Source organism: Pseudoalteromonas sp. GABNS16E, assembly GCF_028598715.1.
Lineage (GTDB): Bacteria > Pseudomonadota > Gammaproteobacteria > Enterobacterales > Alteromonadaceae > Pseudoalteromonas > Pseudoalteromonas atlantica.
The window spans coordinates 1-17,327 of sequence record NZ_JAQREZ010000072.1 but is presented as its reverse complement, the minus strand read 5'-3'; the positions used below and the strand labels follow the sequence as shown (position 1 = coordinate 17,327).

The following is a 17,327-nucleotide window of genomic DNA, read 5'->3' as shown; positions in this document are numbered from 1 at the left end:
GAGGATCTGTAATTGAATTAAAATGTTTCAGAAAAGTAGTGCTCATATTTATGCGACCAAGTAATTATTATGCCTTGATCTGATCACTACTTGCTCTATAAGTTCAATTTATAATGATCTTGCCGTGTTCCTCTGCAGAAATTGAAGGTAAGTAAATATCAGAACGCTTTCTTGAATAAGACCATTTGTACCCGTCAGGTGAGTCTGAGCTTACTAACCCAAATAAATCAGCTACTTCAACTAAATCTCGCTCTACAGTTCGTTTTGTCACTGCAAAGCCTCTATCTTCAAGGCTTGACTGTAAAATTTTGGCTGTTGTCCATCTAGGAGTAATGGGGATGAGTTGCATCATATTAATAATGCGAGGGAGAGTCTTTCCTTTAGCCGTTGGCATCAACTTTGGGGCCTATCATAACTTAAACTTACCGACACATTATCATAAATCAAACAATAACAGCAGGTTAGACCATATATAAAGTAGTGTAATTGCACTATTTTATATATGAAAGCACTTTTATAGTAGAGTGCTTTGGGTTAATCTGCGTGTAATTACGATGATAAGGAAGTTGTTTAAAAGCCTAGCAATCATGTTTTTAAGCCCTCAAGCTTCTCTAGCATCACATAAACATTCAGCAAGGAAACTTAATGAAATACGACCTTGAACAAGATCTATTAAAGAATAAAGCAATTAAAAATGACCATGGCTGGCAGGTTAACATCAATGACTATCAAATCGACTTTCTCTTAAAAGAGTTAGGTGAAGATGAACACCCCAAAGACATTAAAGAACTGCGAGCGCAATATAAAGATGAGTCAATCGCTTACTTGAATTTAGACCGTCGAGACTTTGATAGTAAGTTAGGTGTGTATACACCTTTAGATGACGACACGCTTGTTTCTGAGCCTCAAAATATTGAACAGTTAGTAGAAATTACTAATATGCTCATTAATGGACGTTCCGTAGAGTTATTAGTTTTCACTCTCAGAAAGCCCGACTCAAATAATGCATGGGTGGGCTGCTTAAACTTGCTGCGTTGAGTAACTAAATGATCGATATTTAATAAAAACAACGATATTGCGACTTATTCTGTCGCAAGTATTTTATATTATTAGCATGTGTTGCTTCCGTGATGGGGCAGAAGAAAAAGTGTGAGAAACTTTTTCGTCATGGCCTACTTAATGTAGGCCTTTATTAGAAAAACCACTAAGTTATAAAAAAGGAGCGCAAAGAAATCACGTGACCAATTATAACTTTATAAAGCTCGGCAAAAGGATTCCCCTAAAAGATTTAAAGCTAGTAAAACGACCCGATGGTGGCTTTCGAAAACACCCTTCAAACTTTTTTAAGCGAAATTGTTTAAACAAGTTTGAATCTAGGGCATTCAATATCTTGCTGATAAATCAAACATAGAAATTGAGACCCTTAAGCAATTTATGGCAGGAAACTTATCTGTTGACTCTAAACTTGCCAAAAACTAGAAAAAGCCACAAAAATTAGCGCTGCAACTTGGTTAGAATTACAACGTCAATATGATGAGTACATAAAGTAATTCTAATTTGGGTGTTATACAAGACTGCCTGTTTCTAAAATTTAGAGGCTACGTTCAAAGTGCTATTTCAGTACAACCTAAAAAGTTGTATCGATTACTCATCAATTGAGTCTTTTCGGGCAAAATGACGGGGGAGTTGTCTTGGCAGTGGTCTTTAAATTTTACTGTAGGCGTTAAGCTTGCTGACGCGAAAAGCGTAGCTTTTAATATCAAAACCCGATCTCCGCAACTCGATACTCGTCTACTTTATTAATACATGTCGCGTTGGCGACGGCAACCAAGGGGCGGATACCGCCGACCGCCCCTTGGAACCCCACGGCGCCCCGGGCATTTTGCACTTTCCTCAAAGCCTAAATTGATATGAACGTAAACGCCGTGTAAGGCACATCCATGTGCCTGTCACGGCTTTGATTGCATCCATGCAATCGATTACTCATCAATTGAGTCTTTTCGGGCAAAATGACGGGGGGAATAGTCTTAGCATTAGCCTTCAAATTTGTCGATGCGTTAAGAGTTATGTATATTAAATTTATACTTAATTTGAGTAACTTAAATGGCTGATCAAGATCAAAAGGGTAAATGGCTTTCGAGCAAAGAGGTCATTAAACATCTAAAAATAACAGACTGTGAGTTAATGCACCGCCGCGAGCGTGGCGAGCTTAAGTTTGAAAAGCGCGGGCGCGCGTACTTTTATTATTTTGAAATCAAGGATGAATAAGTGATATTTCATAATTTACTGCAAGAAATGCAAGCCAATGAGCAAAAAGTATCTCCTCCTCAAGGCTTTCAAAAATATTTAAGTACCAATAATTTAAAAGCTAATACAGCAGCGACAATATCTATAGATTCTATTAAAAAGCTGCCAAAGCTTTTAAAAGAGCAAAATACGATGGTGCTGAGGCTTGGCTCTCGCTTAGGTGATAATCAAACTTATTTTTCACTTGTAAAATCAAATGATATAAACGATTTCTTTTTTAACGATCAAGCGCTGTTTGGCCAATTACAACCAGAGCTATTTTTGCCAAACGTATCAATAAGAAGCTTATTTGCATTTCAGCTCCTACCAAAAGTAACCGAAACCTCAGTTGTTAATTTAGCTATAGCGTCAGGGTTAATGGCTGAAGCACTTAACTTAAAGGATGATAAAACCATCGTTGTGCCAGCAACGGGGCAAAGTACATTCACATTTAACTTTAAGCCACTCGCTAACGAGGATATTGTCCTTGAGCATATAAATGGTCAAGTTGAAATCGATGCTGTATTTGTTGCTAAGCGAGACGGTAGAGAGCACTTATTTGTGATTGAAGCAAAACATGGCGATAAGTTTGATTCACTGGCAAAACACAAATTGCTTTACCCTAGTTTAAGCCTATTACAAAAGTTGCCCTCATCTATGCCTATAGTCCCTGTTTACTTGAGAAGTATAAAAACAGAAAAAGGGATCGACTTTTATATTGCTGAGTGTCCTTGCATTGTAAATCACCCATATTCTCAATAACTTAAAAGATAACGTGCAACACTAATCTTGTTGAATATATGTACTCTTAAATCATTAACTTCATGTTCGTTACCTATACCTAAAATTTAAGCGCTTTTCGCGCGAGCAAGCTCTGCGCCTACAAGTTACAGCGCGAGGTAAACTCCCGCCTACATTCATAAACACCAATCTACCAACACACTCCAACTCCCCGTGATCACACCCGAAAGTTATAAATTGATGAGTAATCACTTGCATGGATGCAAGTTAAGCCGTGACTTCGCCATGGATGGCGAATACACGGCGCTTACGTTCACATCAATTTTTAACTTGAGGACACAGTGTAATCCTCGGGTGCGCCGAGAGAGTCCAGAGAGAGGTCGGCGGCAGCCTCTCTTTGGTTGCCATCGCCAACGCGATAAAACCTCGAATAGAGGTTTTTAATCCCTTTCCCAAAATCATATATAAATCACGGCTCAAGCCAATTCCTACACTTTAAAAGCGCTAGGCAAACTCACGCCTACGGCACATCCTACAAATTTAAAAGCTGCGCTTTTCGCGTGAGCAAGCTCTGCGCCTACAAGCTAAAACGCGACTACAAACTAACCTGCAACCACTTGTTTAAACCGTGCGAACGTTCGCATGCTTTCATCAGCAATCATTACCTCGTAATCTGGGTTTTGAGCAATTAGCTCATATTGCCCATTAGGTAATTTATTAACTTTGCGCAGTAAATACTGCCCTTCCCCGCCTATATCATCTCGCTCTATCGCCACTATTTGGCCGCGTAACGATCCTGCTTTATCGGACGTTATAAGCTCAAGTAGCAGTAAATCACCATCAAGTATTGGGTGTTTACCGCCGTTCATAGAGTTGCCCGAAGCGCGTGCTAAAAAGTGCACGTTTGGATCAAGCTTGCCTGCGCCAAGTGGCGCATCTAAATATTCAACATCGCTGCTATCGCCAGTTTTAAAATGCCCACAGGCTATTTTAATATTTGGGAAGTAACGTAACTTCAATGCGTTAATGATGGTTTTAAAATTAGCTTTCGGCTCCGCCGCCAAATTTGTTTGCTCTGATTTATTTACAACTTTTGAAAATTTAAACACCTCAGCTTTCGGCTTTGCTTCTTCAAAACTGTTTTTGCCAAGCCATAATTTAGCACTGCTTGATTCAGCTACTTGATACGCCCAATTGCTTACTGCAAGCGATTTATCTGCATCGCAATAAAAGTAAGGTTGCAGTTTATTCGTTATTTCGGCCTTATGAATATCAAGGTTTTGTTCTAGCCAGCGGTCGCGGTGAGCAAAAGCGGCGAGGTGGTCTCGCTTGTTGTTATTACAATCAGCATGTGCAGCAACAAAGTTATGTGCTAAATCGTTTGGGTAGCGCTTAAAAGGAATAAAGTGATCGATCTCTGGCGTTTTTTTAGTTTCTTTTTCGTTTTTTAGATTCATTGGCTTTTGGCAGTAAAAGCAAAGCCCGTTTTGAATATCTATCAATAGTGGAGTTACCACTTTTAACGCCGCTCTATTACTGCCAAACAAGAACTCTTGTAGCTGGCTTTGCGAGCCTAATAGCGTTTGATTAGCTTTTATAGTTTGTACTTTTTCTATCCATTCAGTAACACTAAGATGCACAACCAAATCGTAAAAGCGCCTAAAACACTGAGCTATACCAGCATTTAAAACAATTCGCTTGGGCTCTCTGCCTTTACCTAAAAGTGTATGGGGATATAAAAAACATTCTTCTTTACCCGAAAGTAACTGTAACCGCCAAAGAGGGCCATCGATAAATGTTCGTCTAAGAGAACTAATTACTTGGTTATATTGTTGGTAGTTTTTGAATGCGTTGTAACTTTTCACACCTGCATTTTGTAGTTTATAAATTTCGGTAATGAACTTTGCCTGCCCTTGGCTATTTTGCTTTAACAGCATGTCTTCGGCATTAGTAATAATATCGGTAGAGTGGGCAGCGTAAGGCATTGAGTGGTTCCAATAAAGTTGGATAAATTTATCGACTAACGTGTCTATTTTTATTTCCATTGGAGCACTCTGATCTTCATTTTGCTGTTCTACGCAAATATCAGCAATAGCATGTAATAGTGCATATTTATAAGTTGCGGTGAATTCTCCCTCAACCAACATGCGCTGAATATATGCAATAAAGTCGAGTTGTTGCTGCATTGCGCCAATCATAAAGTGGGAGCAGCCTTAATTAACGCATTGAGCCACACTTCGCTTTCGCGCTCTGGGCGTTGGTCGACCGTTTGCCATTGTTTTAGTATTTTAAGTTTTGTGTGGCTATTAATTAACGCAGTTAAAGCACTTTCATTTAAATCGGTAAATTCACGGCCATTATGTACACGCTCTTGCGTGCCATATTTAAACGATACATATAAAACGCCATTGGGTTTTAGGGCATTTTGCAGTTTTAAAAACACTTGCGGTAACTCAGCTTTTGGTACATGTAATAAACTCGCGCAGCACCAAATGCCGTCGTACTTATTGGTACAATTTAGCTGCTGAAAGGTTTTAACCTCTACGGCTTGTCGTAAGTAATTACTGGCTAACTTTGCAAGCTCGGGACTTGCGTCAAATGCGCTAACAGTAAAACCTTGCTGTTTAAAATACATAGCATCGCGGGCACTGCCACAGCCAGCATCTAAAATATGGCCATGTTTAGGGATAAGCGGTAAAAACTCAGCGTAAAGCGCCGACATATCAACATTAAGCGTTGAGTCGCTAAAAGTTTGTGCATGTTGATTATAGTAATTGAGTGTTTTAGTAGGCACTAAATTCACCGCTCCTTGGTTTATTTATTAACAGCGCGAGCTATTAATCTGGTATTCATTTATAACTAATCTACAGTATCAACATTTAAAAATATAGAGCTACGGCAATATATACGCCCTAAGTAGTATGTTTTCATTACAAAAAAGCACTGTTTAATTGTTATAAACCAATGTTATTTACACTTTTACCTATTAACTCTACATCTTTGAAAGTATTAAAGTTATATAAACGCTTCGGCGCTATTTGAATGAGTAGCGATAATTAAACACTTACCTTAATCCACACTAAAAACATGGCTGTTATTTACCCTGCAGTGTAACGGCTTGAATAAACGTTTATTTAAGCCGTTATAAGCTTACCAAGCGTTTTAAAGGTTACATTACGTGCAATCGCTTTAGCTGCTGGCCTTTTAATAACAACTACCTAACCCTGTTTATATTTACAACTTGGTTTATACTAAAGTGTTGTAATTTTTTAGAGTAATAAAATGCTTAAAGTCGCTTTTGTTGTATTACTAATCTTTAGCTGTAGCGTATTTGCCTGTAACAAAACACTTAAGGTGGGTACTAATGAACGCAACTGGCCGCCTTATGTGGTGGCAGTAAAAAACAATTTAACAAGCGTTGAAATTGACGTGTTGAACACGATTTTTAACGGCTCATCTTTTTGTTTAAAATTTGTGTTGCTGCCTACCTCATCGCGCGCTTTTGAAGAATTAAAAGAAGGCCGTATTGATGTTATTTTTGCCGCGAGTAAAACATCAGCAAGAGCTGATTTTGCCTATTTTAGCGATGCCTATCGTGATGAAGTAGTTCGCCTGTATAAATACACCGAATCGCCTGATTTAAATAACATTAGCGATTTTTTTATAAAGATTTAACCTTGGCGGTTAACCGTGGCAGTTATTATGGCGTTGCGTTTGAGCTGTTTAAACAAAACTGCCCCGCTAACGTTATTATGATGCCTACCGCCGAAAAACGTTTTGCAATGCTCAATAAAAATAGAGTTGATTACGCAATTGAAGACGAACTAGCAGCGCAATATTTTATAAACCAATACCCAGCAATAGAAGCGGTTACTAATACAGCGGCCATCAATAAGAGCTCTATTCATTTAATGCTCAGTAAAAAAACCATTAGTCAAGCCGAGTTACAAACTATAAATGAGTTAATTAAACAAAATAAATCCGCTATACAAGCCATTTACCCACACTACTAAACGCTTAGATTTCGCAACATTTAAAAGCTGCGCTTTTCGCGCGAGCAAACTCTGCGACTACAATCACAAGCCGGATTATAAACTCCCGCCTACATTCATAAACACTAAGAGTGTAATAGGTGTTAGGTTTTAGGACAGTGACAGAGATTACTAGTTATTAGGCTGTTTGCACAAGCTCGCAACCCGTTGCTCGTATCCAGTAGCAGCGATTTCATATCGCGTCAGATTAAGCCTAAATAAATATTTACCGCCGAGAACACAGAGTTCACAGAGAAATGCTTAAAAAATACCGTTCCACCTCTGTGTAGCGCAAAGCGCCTCAAGAACCTCTGTGGTGCAAAATTGTTTTTAAATTAAAAGCGCGAGGTAAACTCCCGCCTACCGATATGATTAACGTTGACGGTTATCGTAGACGGGCTTTATGCCGCGCAAGGTCATTATTCACAAAGAGGGCGAAGAGACGCTGCGCTGAAAAGAGAAGGCGCTGGGTGCTAGGTTGTGCCCGTAGCCCACTACCCGCCGCCCGAGAACTTTACTTTACCCTTTAACCTCAATCAGCTTGCTAATTCGGCCATCGCTTTTTGGCTAAACAAGTGCATAGTTACATAATGTCGTTTTTTAATAATCGTCTTCACAATTTCTTGATCTATATTCAAATAATCATGCACAAGCGCATTGCGTAAACCGATTATTTTACGCCATGAAAGCAACTCATTATCGGTTAAAACACCGAGTTGCGTTAGTTCACTAAATGTTTGGTAGGCATTACTGCTTGTCGTGTTTTTATACTTTTTAAGCCAGTGCTTAGATAAACCAATACACACTTCTGTCATTAACTGTAACAAACGCTCTGCGGCACGGTAGTCTCTATTATTAAGTTGATCTATTTGGCTTAATTCGTCGAGTTCTTGCATATATTCATCAATATGTCGTGTTACTTCACTTATATAAAGCGCTATTCCTGTATCAATCATGCTTACTCGCTATCATCTCAAATTCAAATTGGCTATAAATACGCTGCTGCTCTTTCATCGCTCTAAGGCTATTTTTACCTAAAATTACACATCCGTACTCTATTATGTTGAATGCAAGGTAACTGGGGATTAAGTTTATATCAACGATTGAAATAAGCTGTTCGTTTAGGCTAAGCGCATTGCTGATTTCTAGCTCGAGTTCTTTTGGCCTGAGTCGTTTATCAAACGAGCTAAGATCAAAATTTTTAAAAGCGATAGCAAGATCAATATCACTATGAGGTTGTGCTGTACCTTTGGCGTGAGAGCCATACAACCAAACCACTTCAATGTCGCTATTTTTCTGCAAGTAATTAACTATTTGTTGAAAAATATTATTGCTCAAAATAAAAAACCATTAGTAAAAACTAAGATAATCATAACTTATCTGTTTTATACTGAACACTAAAACCGATAATGTACTTTTATTCACGTAAATTAATTTTAAGTGATGTATTCACCAAAGAAGCGCTAGGTAAAAGGCGCTAGCTTCTGGGGAAGTAACTAGGTGCTAAGTTATGCCCATAGCCCAAAACCCGCCGCCCGAGAACTTTTACCTTTCCCCTTTAATCACTTTCTCTGTGTACTCTGCGACCTTGGTGGTAAATAGGTTTTAATTTATTTTATTCACCACGAGGAAGAAGAGGCGCTGCGCTGAAAGAGGAAATAAAAAAGCCAAATATTATTATGTAGCAGCGATTTTATATCGCGTCAGATTTAGGTCATTAAGCATAGAGACGCTGAAAGAGAAGGCCAAAGGCGCTAGGCAGTGTTCGCTACTCGTCGCTCGAAGCGCGCCGCTCGTAACCTTTAATTTCAATCTTCCACTTTTTTAGATCTTTTTGCGTAACCAAAACAAGCTGCCTTCGGTGGCTATCCACGCTTGTTTACCCAGTGAATTTAGGTATATCCCTACTTCTTCTTTACTGCCTGGGCTGTAAAAATCAAAGTCGTCACTTTTTAGTTTTTCTTGCCCAGTAAGTAGCTTTATAAAGTGTTTATTAAGCTGTTTAAGTTGCTTTTTATATTGCTTGGCTTGGCTAGAGTCACCATTTTTATGAAATTCACTCAAGGCGCGGCTTGCTGTGGCATGGAGCTCTTCGCTGTCGAAGTCAGCTAAAAACGCATCTAGCTTTTGCCACTGGCCTTTAATTATGTAGCAGTTCATTAGCCAATGCCGATTCGCTTGATTATCCATGGGGTTTAATTGCAACAGTGTTTCAAATTCATCAATGGCAAGTTGTATATTGCCTTGTAGTGCGTTAATTTGTGCTCGGTGCGACCGTAGCATCATATAAGGGCGTGTTTCGTGGATCAGCCAAAAGTGGCCTTGGTTTTGTGCTATGTATTGCTCTGTAATAAAACCCTCAAACAGTTCAAGTAACGCTTCTATCGGTTCAAACGCGCTGGGGGTAAAGTCGCTAAGGATTGCTTCCATTAATTGATCAATCACTTCGTCGTCAATCATTTTGCCAGCAGCAAAGTCATTGCTGTGCTGTTGGTGTGCAAACTCTTCTAAAAATTGTTCGTTAAACGCGGCTTCGTCTTCATCGCTCCAGCGGGTGTTTTCAATAAAACGAATGTTGTAAAGCGCGTCGGCTACAAAGTAGATGTAATTCTTTTTAAATGATTGCGCTAAGCCCTGGTTACTAGCAAATTTTTTCATTGCAGCTTGCTCAGAGCTGAAGGCACTAAGTACTTCATTTAAACTTGCTAGCACCTCTTTTTGGTGTTTGTTTAGGCTGCGTTTATCAATAAACTTAAGTGCCTGTAATGCCCCTTTACAGTAGTTTGGTAATGGCATATTAGCTTTGAGTGAATCGCGGTAATCGGTTTTCGATAAGCTGCATTTAGTGGGCATTTTAAAGTCTTCGCTCATCACTTTTTGCATGCTGTTATTGTAATTTTCCATCAGGCTTTCGAGGTGCTTTAACTCAGCGTCTGTTGTAAAATTAATCTCACCTAGTAGGTCTGGCTGCCATTGGCTGGGCATTATTATGTCTGGCAGTAAGCCTAATCCTAAAAAGTAACCCTGAATAAAGTAATAATCTGGCTGTTTTACACTTAGCTTACTAAGTTTTATAACTTCGCTACGAATTTTTGCGGGCGACATAACTCACTCTTTTTGATATTTTTTATTACAATAAAGCCGTACTTAAAAACAATCAAGTGAGTTAACGTTTAAATAGGCTAGCCTTTAGTATACTTGGCCTGTATAATTTGCCGCCTTATTTACACCTATTGCCTGGTCTATTTTCGCACCTGCTGCGCCCATAACCCTGTCAGTATTTTTCTAGGACACCTTTTTTTGATCTCCACCGCAAATATTACGATGCAGTTTGGCGCAGAGCCGTTGTTTGAAAACATTTCAGCTAAATTTGGTAACGGTAACCGTTACGGTTTAATTGGCGCTAACGGCTGCGGCAAGTCGACATTTATGAAAATTTTAAGCGGTGCGCTTACGCCTAGTGCAGGTAATGTGTCTATTACGCCGGGGCTAAAATTAGGTAACCTAAGCCAAGATCAGTTTGCGTTTGAACAATACAGCGTAGTTGACGCGGTAATTATGGGCGACGTTGAGCTTTGGAAAGTAAAAGAAGAGCGCGACCGTATTTATTCATTGCCTGAAATGAGCGAAGAAGACGGCATGAAAGTGGCAGAGCTTGAAAGCATCTTTGCTGAAATGGACGGTTACACCGCAGAAAGTCGCGCAGAAGAAATACTACTTGATGCGGGTATCGATAAAGAATTTCATTATGGTTTAATGGCAAACGTAGCCCCTGGTTGGAAATTGCGTGTGCTGTTAGCACAGGCGCTATTTGCAAATCCTGATATTTTGCTACTTGATGAGCCAACTAATAACTTGGATATTCATACTATTACGTGGCTTGCGAATGAGCTTAACCAACGTAAATGTACCATGATTATTATTTCCCATGACCGTCACTTTTTAAACTCGGTATGTACGCACATGGCCGATATTGATTACGGCGAGCTGCGTATTTACCCAGGTAACTACGAAAAGTACCTTGAAGCCTCAGGCTTGCAACGCGAACAGTTATTAGCTGAAAACGCGAAAAAAAGCGCTGAAATAGACGAGCTGCAAGACTTTGTTAACCGTTTTGGTGCTAATGCCTCTAAAGCAAAACAAGCCAGCTCGCGCGCTAAAAAAATGGATAAAATTAAGCTTGATGAAGTTAAAGCGTCAAGCCGTATGAGCCCATCGTTAAGTTTTGACGAAGGCAAAAAAATGTACCGCCAAGCGCTTGAAGTTAATAAACTTGGCCACGGTTTTGATGGTGAAACATTATTTAGCGGCGGCGACTTTTTACTAGAAGCAGGCGCTAAGCTTGCGGTTATTGGCGAAAACGGTGTGGGTAAAACCACCTTTTTACGCTGTTTAGTAAACGAGCTTAAAAGTAATGAAGGCGAAATTAAGTGGTCTGAAAACGCAAGCTTTGGCTACTGCCCGCAAGACAGCACAAAAGATTTTGATAACGATTTAACGTTATTTGATTGGATGTCGCAATGGCGTACAGCCAAGCATAACGATTTAATGGTTCGCGGCATGTTAGGGCGTTTGTTGTTTACCGCCGACGATTCAAACAAAAAAGCGCGTAACTGTTCTGGTGGTGAAAAAAACCGCTTGTTGTTTGGTAAGCTAATGATGCAAGACGTAAACGTACTTGTAATGGACGAGCCAACCAACCACATGGATATGGAAGCCATTGAAGCGCTAAACAATGCACTTAAAGATTTTGCGGGTACGCTTATTTTTGTAAGCCACGACCGCGAGTTTGTATCGTCTTTAGCTACACGCATTATTGATATTAAAGACAAGCAGGTCATTGATTTTCAAGGTACGTTTGACGAATACCTAGCTAGCATAGAAGAGAAAAAAATCGCTTAAGTTGTAGCAGCGATTTTATATCGCGTCTGTTTTAGGTATAAGTTTTTAGGTTTAAGCTTTTAGGTTTCAAAAACTAAGAATAAAGCCTAAATCATTTTAAAAAGGTGCTGTTTAGCGCCTTTTTTTGTGGGTGTTTGAATAGGTGGGTGCGCATTATTTTTAACCAATCACCGTGTTTTCTCTGTGTAGCGCGAAGCGCCTCTGTGTCCTCTGTGGTGGTATTTAATTTACAATTAATGAAAAGCTGTACGTCAACCCTGAACAAGCTTGGTGCCCACAATGTTAACATTAACACCAGAGCTATACCTTACCTTGTAGACCCGCAGCCTGTTGGCGTAACGAGCGATAGTTCGTAAATATTAAACCAATACAATCACAAAGAGGTGTAGAGGCGCTTCGCTTTAGAGAAGTAACAAGCACCTTGCGCGAGCAAGCTTCGCGCCTACAACTTTCACTCCTCATTTTTTTCTCTTTGTGCAATACATCGTTTGAATAATGAGATACTTTGCCTTTCGTATGAACAAGCTTCGCGCTTACAAGCCAAATTAACCACCGAGAAGAACAGGAGAAATTACTCACCAACCCCCGTCTGTGATTGAATTAATGAGTAGCAGCGGCTTTATGCCGCGAAAAAATTTAATACCAAACGCGAGGTAAGCTCCTGCTACGTGGTTAGTTCATAGTTTTTAGGCGCACATTGCTTTTGTTTAACAGTGATTATGTCGCCACAGAGAAGTGAAGAAGAGCAGAAGAAGCGATTAACCGATCCCCGTGTTTTCTCTGTGTAGCGCGAAGCGCCTCTGTGTCCTCGGTGGTGGTATTTAATTTACAATTAATGAAAAGCTGTACATCAACCCTGAACAAGCTCTGTGCCTACAGGCCACGAACTAAAATTTAGATAATAAAAAGGGGAGCTATGTTGCTCCCCTTTGTGCCTATAATTTTGATTTATTTAAGATCAAATCTGTCGGCGTTCATTACTTTTACCCATGCATTTACGAAATCATTTACAAAACGTTCTTTGTTGTCGTCTTGTGCGTAAAATTCGCTTAGTGCACGTAATATAGAGTTTGAACCAAACACTAAATCTATACGTGTTGCGGTCCATTTTATGGTGCCTGTTTTGCGTTCAACAATGTTGTAAACACCTGGCTCAGACGGTTTCCAGTTATTGGCCATGTCGGTTAAGTTTACAAAAAAGTCGGTAGAAAGCGCGCCTACGTTGTCGGTGAATACGCCGTGTTTGCTGCCTGCGTAGTTTGTGCCTAACACGCGCATTCCGCCAAACAGTACGGTCATTTCTGGTGCGGTTAGGCCCATTAACTGGCTACGCTCTAAAAGTAGCTCTTCTGGCGATACGCTAAAGTCGCCTTTAAGGTAGTTTCTAAAGCCGTCGAGTACTGGCTCTAACGGTTCGAACGACTCGGCATCGGTCATTTCGTCGGTTGCATCGCCGCGACCTGGCGCAAACGGTACAGTTACATCAACACCAGCTTGTTTTGCAGCTTGCTCTACAGCTGCCGTGCCACCTAATACGATTAAATCTGCAATGCTGATAGGCTTAGCTAAACCTGCTTTAAATTTTTCAAGGGCGCTAAGTACGCTTGCTAAGCGCTCTGGCTCATTGCCTTGCCAATCTTTTTGCGGAGCTAAGCGAATACGCGCGCCATTTGCACCACCACGGCGGTCTGAGCCACGGTACGTGCGTGCGCTATCCCATGCTGTAGTAATTAAATCAGTTGCGCTTACGCCACAATCAAGAATTTGTGCTTTTAGCTCGCTAATTTCATCATCAGATAGGGTGTAGTCAACCGCTGGAATTGGGTCTTGCCAAATTAGGTCTTCGCTTGGTACATCTTTACCTAAGTAACACGCTTTAGGGCCTAAGTCGCGGTGCGTAAGTTTAAACCACGCGCGGGCAAACACATCAGAAAAATACTCAAAGTCGTTGTTAAAACGTTCAATAATTTTACGGTAGATTGGGTCTACCTTCATGGCCATATCGGCGTCGGTCATCATTGGGTTTAAACGAATTGATGGGTCTTCTACATCTACCGGCTTATCTTCTTCTTTAATATTTACAGGCTCCCATTGGTGCGCGCCTGCTGGGCTTTTAGTTAGTTCCCACTCGTAGTTTAATAGTAAGTGACAGTAGCCGTTATCCCATTTTGTAGGGTGGGTAGTCCACGCGCCTTCTAGCCCCGACGTTACGGTATTGCGACCAAAGCCGCCTTCTTTAGTGCTGTTCCAGCCTAGGCCTTGCTCGTGTACGTCGGCCGCTTCTGGCTCTGGGCCTAAGTGCTCAGCTTTACCGTTACCGTGGGTTTTACCTACCGTGTGGCCGCCTACAGTAAGCGCTGCGGTTTCTTCGTCGTTCATTGCCATGCGAGCAAATGTTTCACGTACGTGCTGCGCGGTTTTTTGCGGATCGGGTATACCATTAACGCCTTCTGGGTTTACGTAAATTAAGCCCATTTGTACCGCAGCTAATGGGTTTTCCATGGTGTCGGGTTTTTCTACGTTGTCGTAACGCTCATCACTCGGTGCTAGCCATTCTTTTTCTGCGCCCCAGTAAATGTCTTTTTCTGGATGCCAAATGTCTTCACGGCCACCGGCAAAGCCATAAATTTTTAGGCCCATTGATTCGTATGCCATGTTACCGGCTAAAATAAATAGGTCGGCCCACGATAATTTGTTACCGTATTTTTTCTTGATTGGCCACAATAGGCGGCGTGCTTTATCTAGGCTTGCGTTGTCTGGCCACGAATTTAGCGGCGAAAAACGCTGGTTGCCGGTGCTTGCGCCACCACGGCCGTCTGATAATCTGTACGTACCCGCAGAGTGCCATGCCATGCGGATCATTAAGCCGCCGTAATGGCCCCAATCGGCAGGCCACCAATCTTGGCTATCGGTCATAAAGGATTTTAGGTCTGCTTTTACTGCGTCTAAATCGAGAGATTTGAATGCTTCGGCGTAGTCAAAGTCTGTGCCGTAGGGGTTTGATTTTGTGTCGTGCTGATGAAGAATGTCTAAATTTAGAGTATTTGGCCACCAATCTGTGTTTACTTTAGAAATAACTGAGTTACTACCGTGCATTACGGGACATTGACCCGATTTAGTGCTGCTCATTTTCAGCTCCTTACTTTAAATGAAGAGTTTAACTATTTTACTCAAGCCCCAGCGCTTACATTTAAAGTAGCACGCTAAGGTTTATTAATTTTGCGCATAATTTTTATTTACTGCTCAAACAATATAGACCCCTAATATTACATTCGCCAGCGTATAAACTTGAATTAAATCGATTGAAACCATTGGTTTAATGAATACAGTTTAAACACCACAATTAGTGTGATCGGATTAAATAGATAACGCGTAATGGTATGTGAAGGGTTTGAAAGTGGCTTTTAATTAAGCGCACATTGTAATACCCCCCTTCACCATGAAATTAAAGTTGTTTATAAAGGTGCATTACTAAGCCCAATGCACCTTTACTTTATAACTTATTGAAATCTATTTTGAATAATTAAGTAAATGTTCAGATTAACTTGATTATTATGACCACTCACTCCTGTTATTTCCCTGCGACAATTTATTGTTGTTTTAAGCAGTTTTGCCAGCCCACATTGGGCTGGCTTTTTTTGCCTAAAATTTAGAATTCTTTGAGGCTATGTGAACAGTTGTATGATTTTGTTAAGTTGTTTAATGTTCAAAGCCAACACGCCCTAGTGCCAATAAGCCTTGCATGTTAAAGTGCGATTAGTCACTAATAATTAACTAGGCGTACCCATGCGTTTTTATATAACTATTCTATTTGTTTGTTTTGTTTCGCTTTTAAATACTGTTAATGCCCAAGAATCTGCTGCACCAACAGAAGAGCAACAGCAACAAGCGTTAGCGCAATTAAATGAGCCCATGTATAAACCGCTTTTAGAACGCTATATTCTTGATGAGTTAAAAGCCGTTCGCCAAGACCAACAACAATTACGCGAAGATGTAACAAAACAAGTTACACACGCCCAGTTAGATACCGCCGACAGAGCGCTTATTTACACCACCGACACTATTAATAACGTGTTTTTTATTATTACTGCTACGGCCTCTATTTTGGTTTTAGTAGGCTGGAACTCGCTGCGCGATGTTAAAAATAAAGTAGAAGACATTGTAAATACGCGTGTCAGTGTGATCACTGACGAGTACGAAGATCGCTTAAAAATTCTTGAAGAAAAACTGCGTGTACGCTCAGAAGAAATACTCAGTAACCAAGAGCGTATATCGGTCACTAACGAGGTGCACTCGTTATGGATGCGCGCAAACCTAGAAAGCGACTTTGCAAACAAAATAGAAATATTTGACGAAATTTTAAAACGTAAGCCAGAAGATGTAGAAGCCATTGCCTATAAAGCCGATGCATTATTAGAGCTAAACGAAACCGCCAAAGCCATTGAGTTATGTAACCAAGCCATTGATATAGATAGCGACTACGGCTATGCCTACTGGCAGCGTGCGTGTGCGTATGCACTTACACACAAACATGCCGATGCATTAGCCGATATAAAAATGGCTCTTGAATACTCGCCAAACTTACGTAATGAGCTACTACACGAAAGTGCATTTGCCAGCCTACACGACAACGACAGCTTTAATACCATAGTAGCGGGTAGCTAGAGTTTTGTAGGCGCGTTATTGGCGTAAAGTGCTAAGCCCACAATAGCAGTAGCAGCGGCTTTATGCCGCGAAAAAAACTCAATATAAAACGCGAGGTAAACTCGCTGCTACGTAGTTAACTCATGCTTTCGTTTAAAAGTGATTATGTCACCACCGAGAAGTGAAGGAGGAGAACAGGAGAAATGACTCACCAACCCCCATTGTTTCCTCTGTGTCTCTGTGTCCTCTGTGGTGAAATTAATGAGTAGCAGCGGCTTTATGCCGCGAAAAAATTCAATATAAAACGCGAGGTAAACTCGCTGCTACGTGGTTAGCTCATACTTTCGTTTAAAAGTGATTATGTCACCACCGAGAAGTGAAGGAGGAGAGCAGGAGAAAAACTGGAGAAATAAATCACCAACCCCCATTGTTTCCTCTGTGTCTCTGTGTCTCTGTGTCTCTGTGTCTCTGTGTCTCTGTGTCTCTGTGTCTCTGTGTCTCTGTGTCTCTGTGTCCTCTGTGGTGAAATTAATGAGTAGCAGCGGCTTTATGCCGCGAAAAAATTCAATATAAAACGCGAGATAAACTCGCTTATATGTATCCGTCCGGTGATCACCGCCTAGCCTTTAAAATTCCACGGTAATAGACTATCGATATCAGGTGTTGATTGGCACAGCTCATCTAAACACGCGGTGATGTAATCGTATGGCGCTAAGCCGTTGG

The 17,327-nt window shown here is 40.7% G+C and carries 14 protein-coding genes; 7 read left to right on the top strand and 7 right to left on the bottom strand.

The genetic code is table 11. The features are described from left to right. Nucleotides 1-103: 103 nt before the first annotated feature. The gene (locus PSI06_RS19145; RefSeq protein ID WP_273605057.1) at nucleotides 104-271 is read right to left on the bottom strand and encodes a hypothetical protein; all 168 of its coding nucleotides are present in this window, start codon (nucleotides 269-271) and stop codon (nucleotides 104-106) included. A 374-nt stretch (nucleotides 272-645) separates the two neighbouring features. On the opposite strand from PSI06_RS19145, the gene PSI06_RS19140 reads away from it, so the two are divergent. The 3 genes from PSI06_RS19140 (at nucleotide 646) to PSI06_RS19130 (ending at nucleotide 3,048) form a co-directional block, all read left to right on the top strand. Next, nucleotides 646-1,038 carry a hypothetical protein gene (locus tag PSI06_RS19140; RefSeq protein WP_273604636.1) on the top strand — a complete coding sequence of 131 codons (393 nt, stop codon included), beginning with the start codon at nucleotides 646-648 and terminating at the stop codon, nucleotides 1,036-1,038. Nucleotides 1,039-2,103: 1,065 nt separating this feature from the next. Beyond that, complete coding sequence (locus PSI06_RS19135; protein ID WP_273604637.1) at nucleotides 2,104-2,268, top strand: hypothetical protein; 165 nt, start codon at nucleotides 2,104-2,106, stop codon at nucleotides 2,266-2,268. After that, nucleotides 2,269-3,048, top strand: coding sequence for a DUF6997 domain-containing protein (locus PSI06_RS19130; RefSeq protein WP_273604638.1), 780 nt, complete (start codon nucleotides 2,269-2,271; stop codon nucleotides 3,046-3,048). Nucleotides 3,049-3,629: 581 nt separating this feature from the next. Here PSI06_RS19130 and PSI06_RS19125 read toward each other — a convergent pair. After that, nucleotides 3,630-5,225: a S24 family peptidase gene (locus PSI06_RS19125; RefSeq protein ID WP_273604639.1), complete on the bottom strand. Its 1,596-nt coding sequence runs from the start codon at nucleotides 5,223-5,225 to the stop codon at nucleotides 3,630-3,632. After that, nucleotides 5,222-5,821, bottom strand: coding sequence for a class I SAM-dependent methyltransferase (locus PSI06_RS19120; RefSeq protein WP_273604645.1), 600 nt, complete (start codon nucleotides 5,819-5,821; stop codon nucleotides 5,222-5,224). The genes PSI06_RS19125 and PSI06_RS19120 overlap by 4 nt, the downstream gene beginning before the upstream one ends. A gap of 488 nt (nucleotides 5,822-6,309) precedes the next feature. On the opposite strand from PSI06_RS19120, the gene PSI06_RS19115 reads away from it, so the two are divergent. Beyond that, nucleotides 6,310-6,702: a transporter substrate-binding domain-containing protein gene (locus PSI06_RS19115; protein ID WP_273604640.1), complete on the top strand. Its 393-nt coding sequence runs from the start codon at nucleotides 6,310-6,312 to the stop codon at nucleotides 6,700-6,702. A gap of 2 nt (nucleotides 6,703-6,704) precedes the next feature. Beyond that, on the top strand, nucleotides 6,705-7,040 hold the full coding sequence (locus tag PSI06_RS19110) for a transporter substrate-binding domain-containing protein (RefSeq protein WP_273604641.1): 336 nt from the start codon (nucleotides 6,705-6,707) through the stop codon (nucleotides 7,038-7,040). Nucleotides 7,041-7,594: 554 nt separating this feature from the next. On the opposite strand, the gene hepT is transcribed toward PSI06_RS19110, so the two are convergent. The 3 genes from hepT to PSI06_RS19095 all read right to left on the bottom strand — a co-directional run bounded on the left by hepT (nucleotide 7,595) and on the right by PSI06_RS19095 (nucleotide 10,163). Further along, nucleotides 7,595-8,014 carry a type VII toxin-antitoxin system HepT family RNase toxin gene (hepT, locus tag PSI06_RS19105; protein WP_008113534.1) on the bottom strand — a complete coding sequence of 140 codons (420 nt, stop codon included), beginning with the start codon at nucleotides 8,012-8,014 and terminating at the stop codon, nucleotides 7,595-7,597. Then, nucleotides 8,007-8,396, bottom strand: a complete 390-nt coding sequence (gene mntA, locus PSI06_RS19100; RefSeq protein ID WP_076923148.1) for a type VII toxin-antitoxin system MntA family adenylyltransferase antitoxin — start codon at nucleotides 8,394-8,396, stop codon at nucleotides 8,007-8,009. The genes hepT and mntA overlap by 8 nt, the downstream gene beginning before the upstream one ends. Before the next feature lie 486 nt (nucleotides 8,397-8,882). Next, the gene (locus tag PSI06_RS19095) at nucleotides 8,883-10,163 is read right to left on the bottom strand and encodes a tetratricopeptide repeat protein (RefSeq protein WP_273604642.1); all 1,281 of its coding nucleotides are present in this window, start codon (nucleotides 10,161-10,163) and stop codon (nucleotides 8,883-8,885) included. A 195-nt stretch (nucleotides 10,164-10,358) separates the two neighbouring features. On the opposite strand from PSI06_RS19095, the gene PSI06_RS19090 reads away from it, so the two are divergent. After that, on the top strand, nucleotides 10,359-11,960 hold the full coding sequence (locus tag PSI06_RS19090) for an ABC-F family ATPase (protein WP_273604643.1): 1,602 nt from the start codon (nucleotides 10,359-10,361) through the stop codon (nucleotides 11,958-11,960). A 948-nt stretch (nucleotides 11,961-12,908) separates the two neighbouring features. On the opposite strand, the gene katG is transcribed toward PSI06_RS19090, so the two are convergent. Then, nucleotides 12,909-15,089: a catalase/peroxidase HPI gene (katG, locus tag PSI06_RS19085; RefSeq protein WP_273604644.1), complete on the bottom strand. Its 2,181-nt coding sequence runs from the start codon at nucleotides 15,087-15,089 to the stop codon at nucleotides 12,909-12,911. 657 nt (nucleotides 15,090-15,746) lie between these two features. Between katG and PSI06_RS19080 the strand changes: the two genes are divergently transcribed. Then, nucleotides 15,747-16,625 (top strand): tetratricopeptide repeat protein, encoded by an 879-nt coding sequence (locus tag PSI06_RS19080; protein ID WP_024032988.1) that lies wholly within the window; start codon nucleotides 15,747-15,749, stop codon nucleotides 16,623-16,625. Nucleotides 16,626-17,327 lie beyond the last annotated feature (702 nt).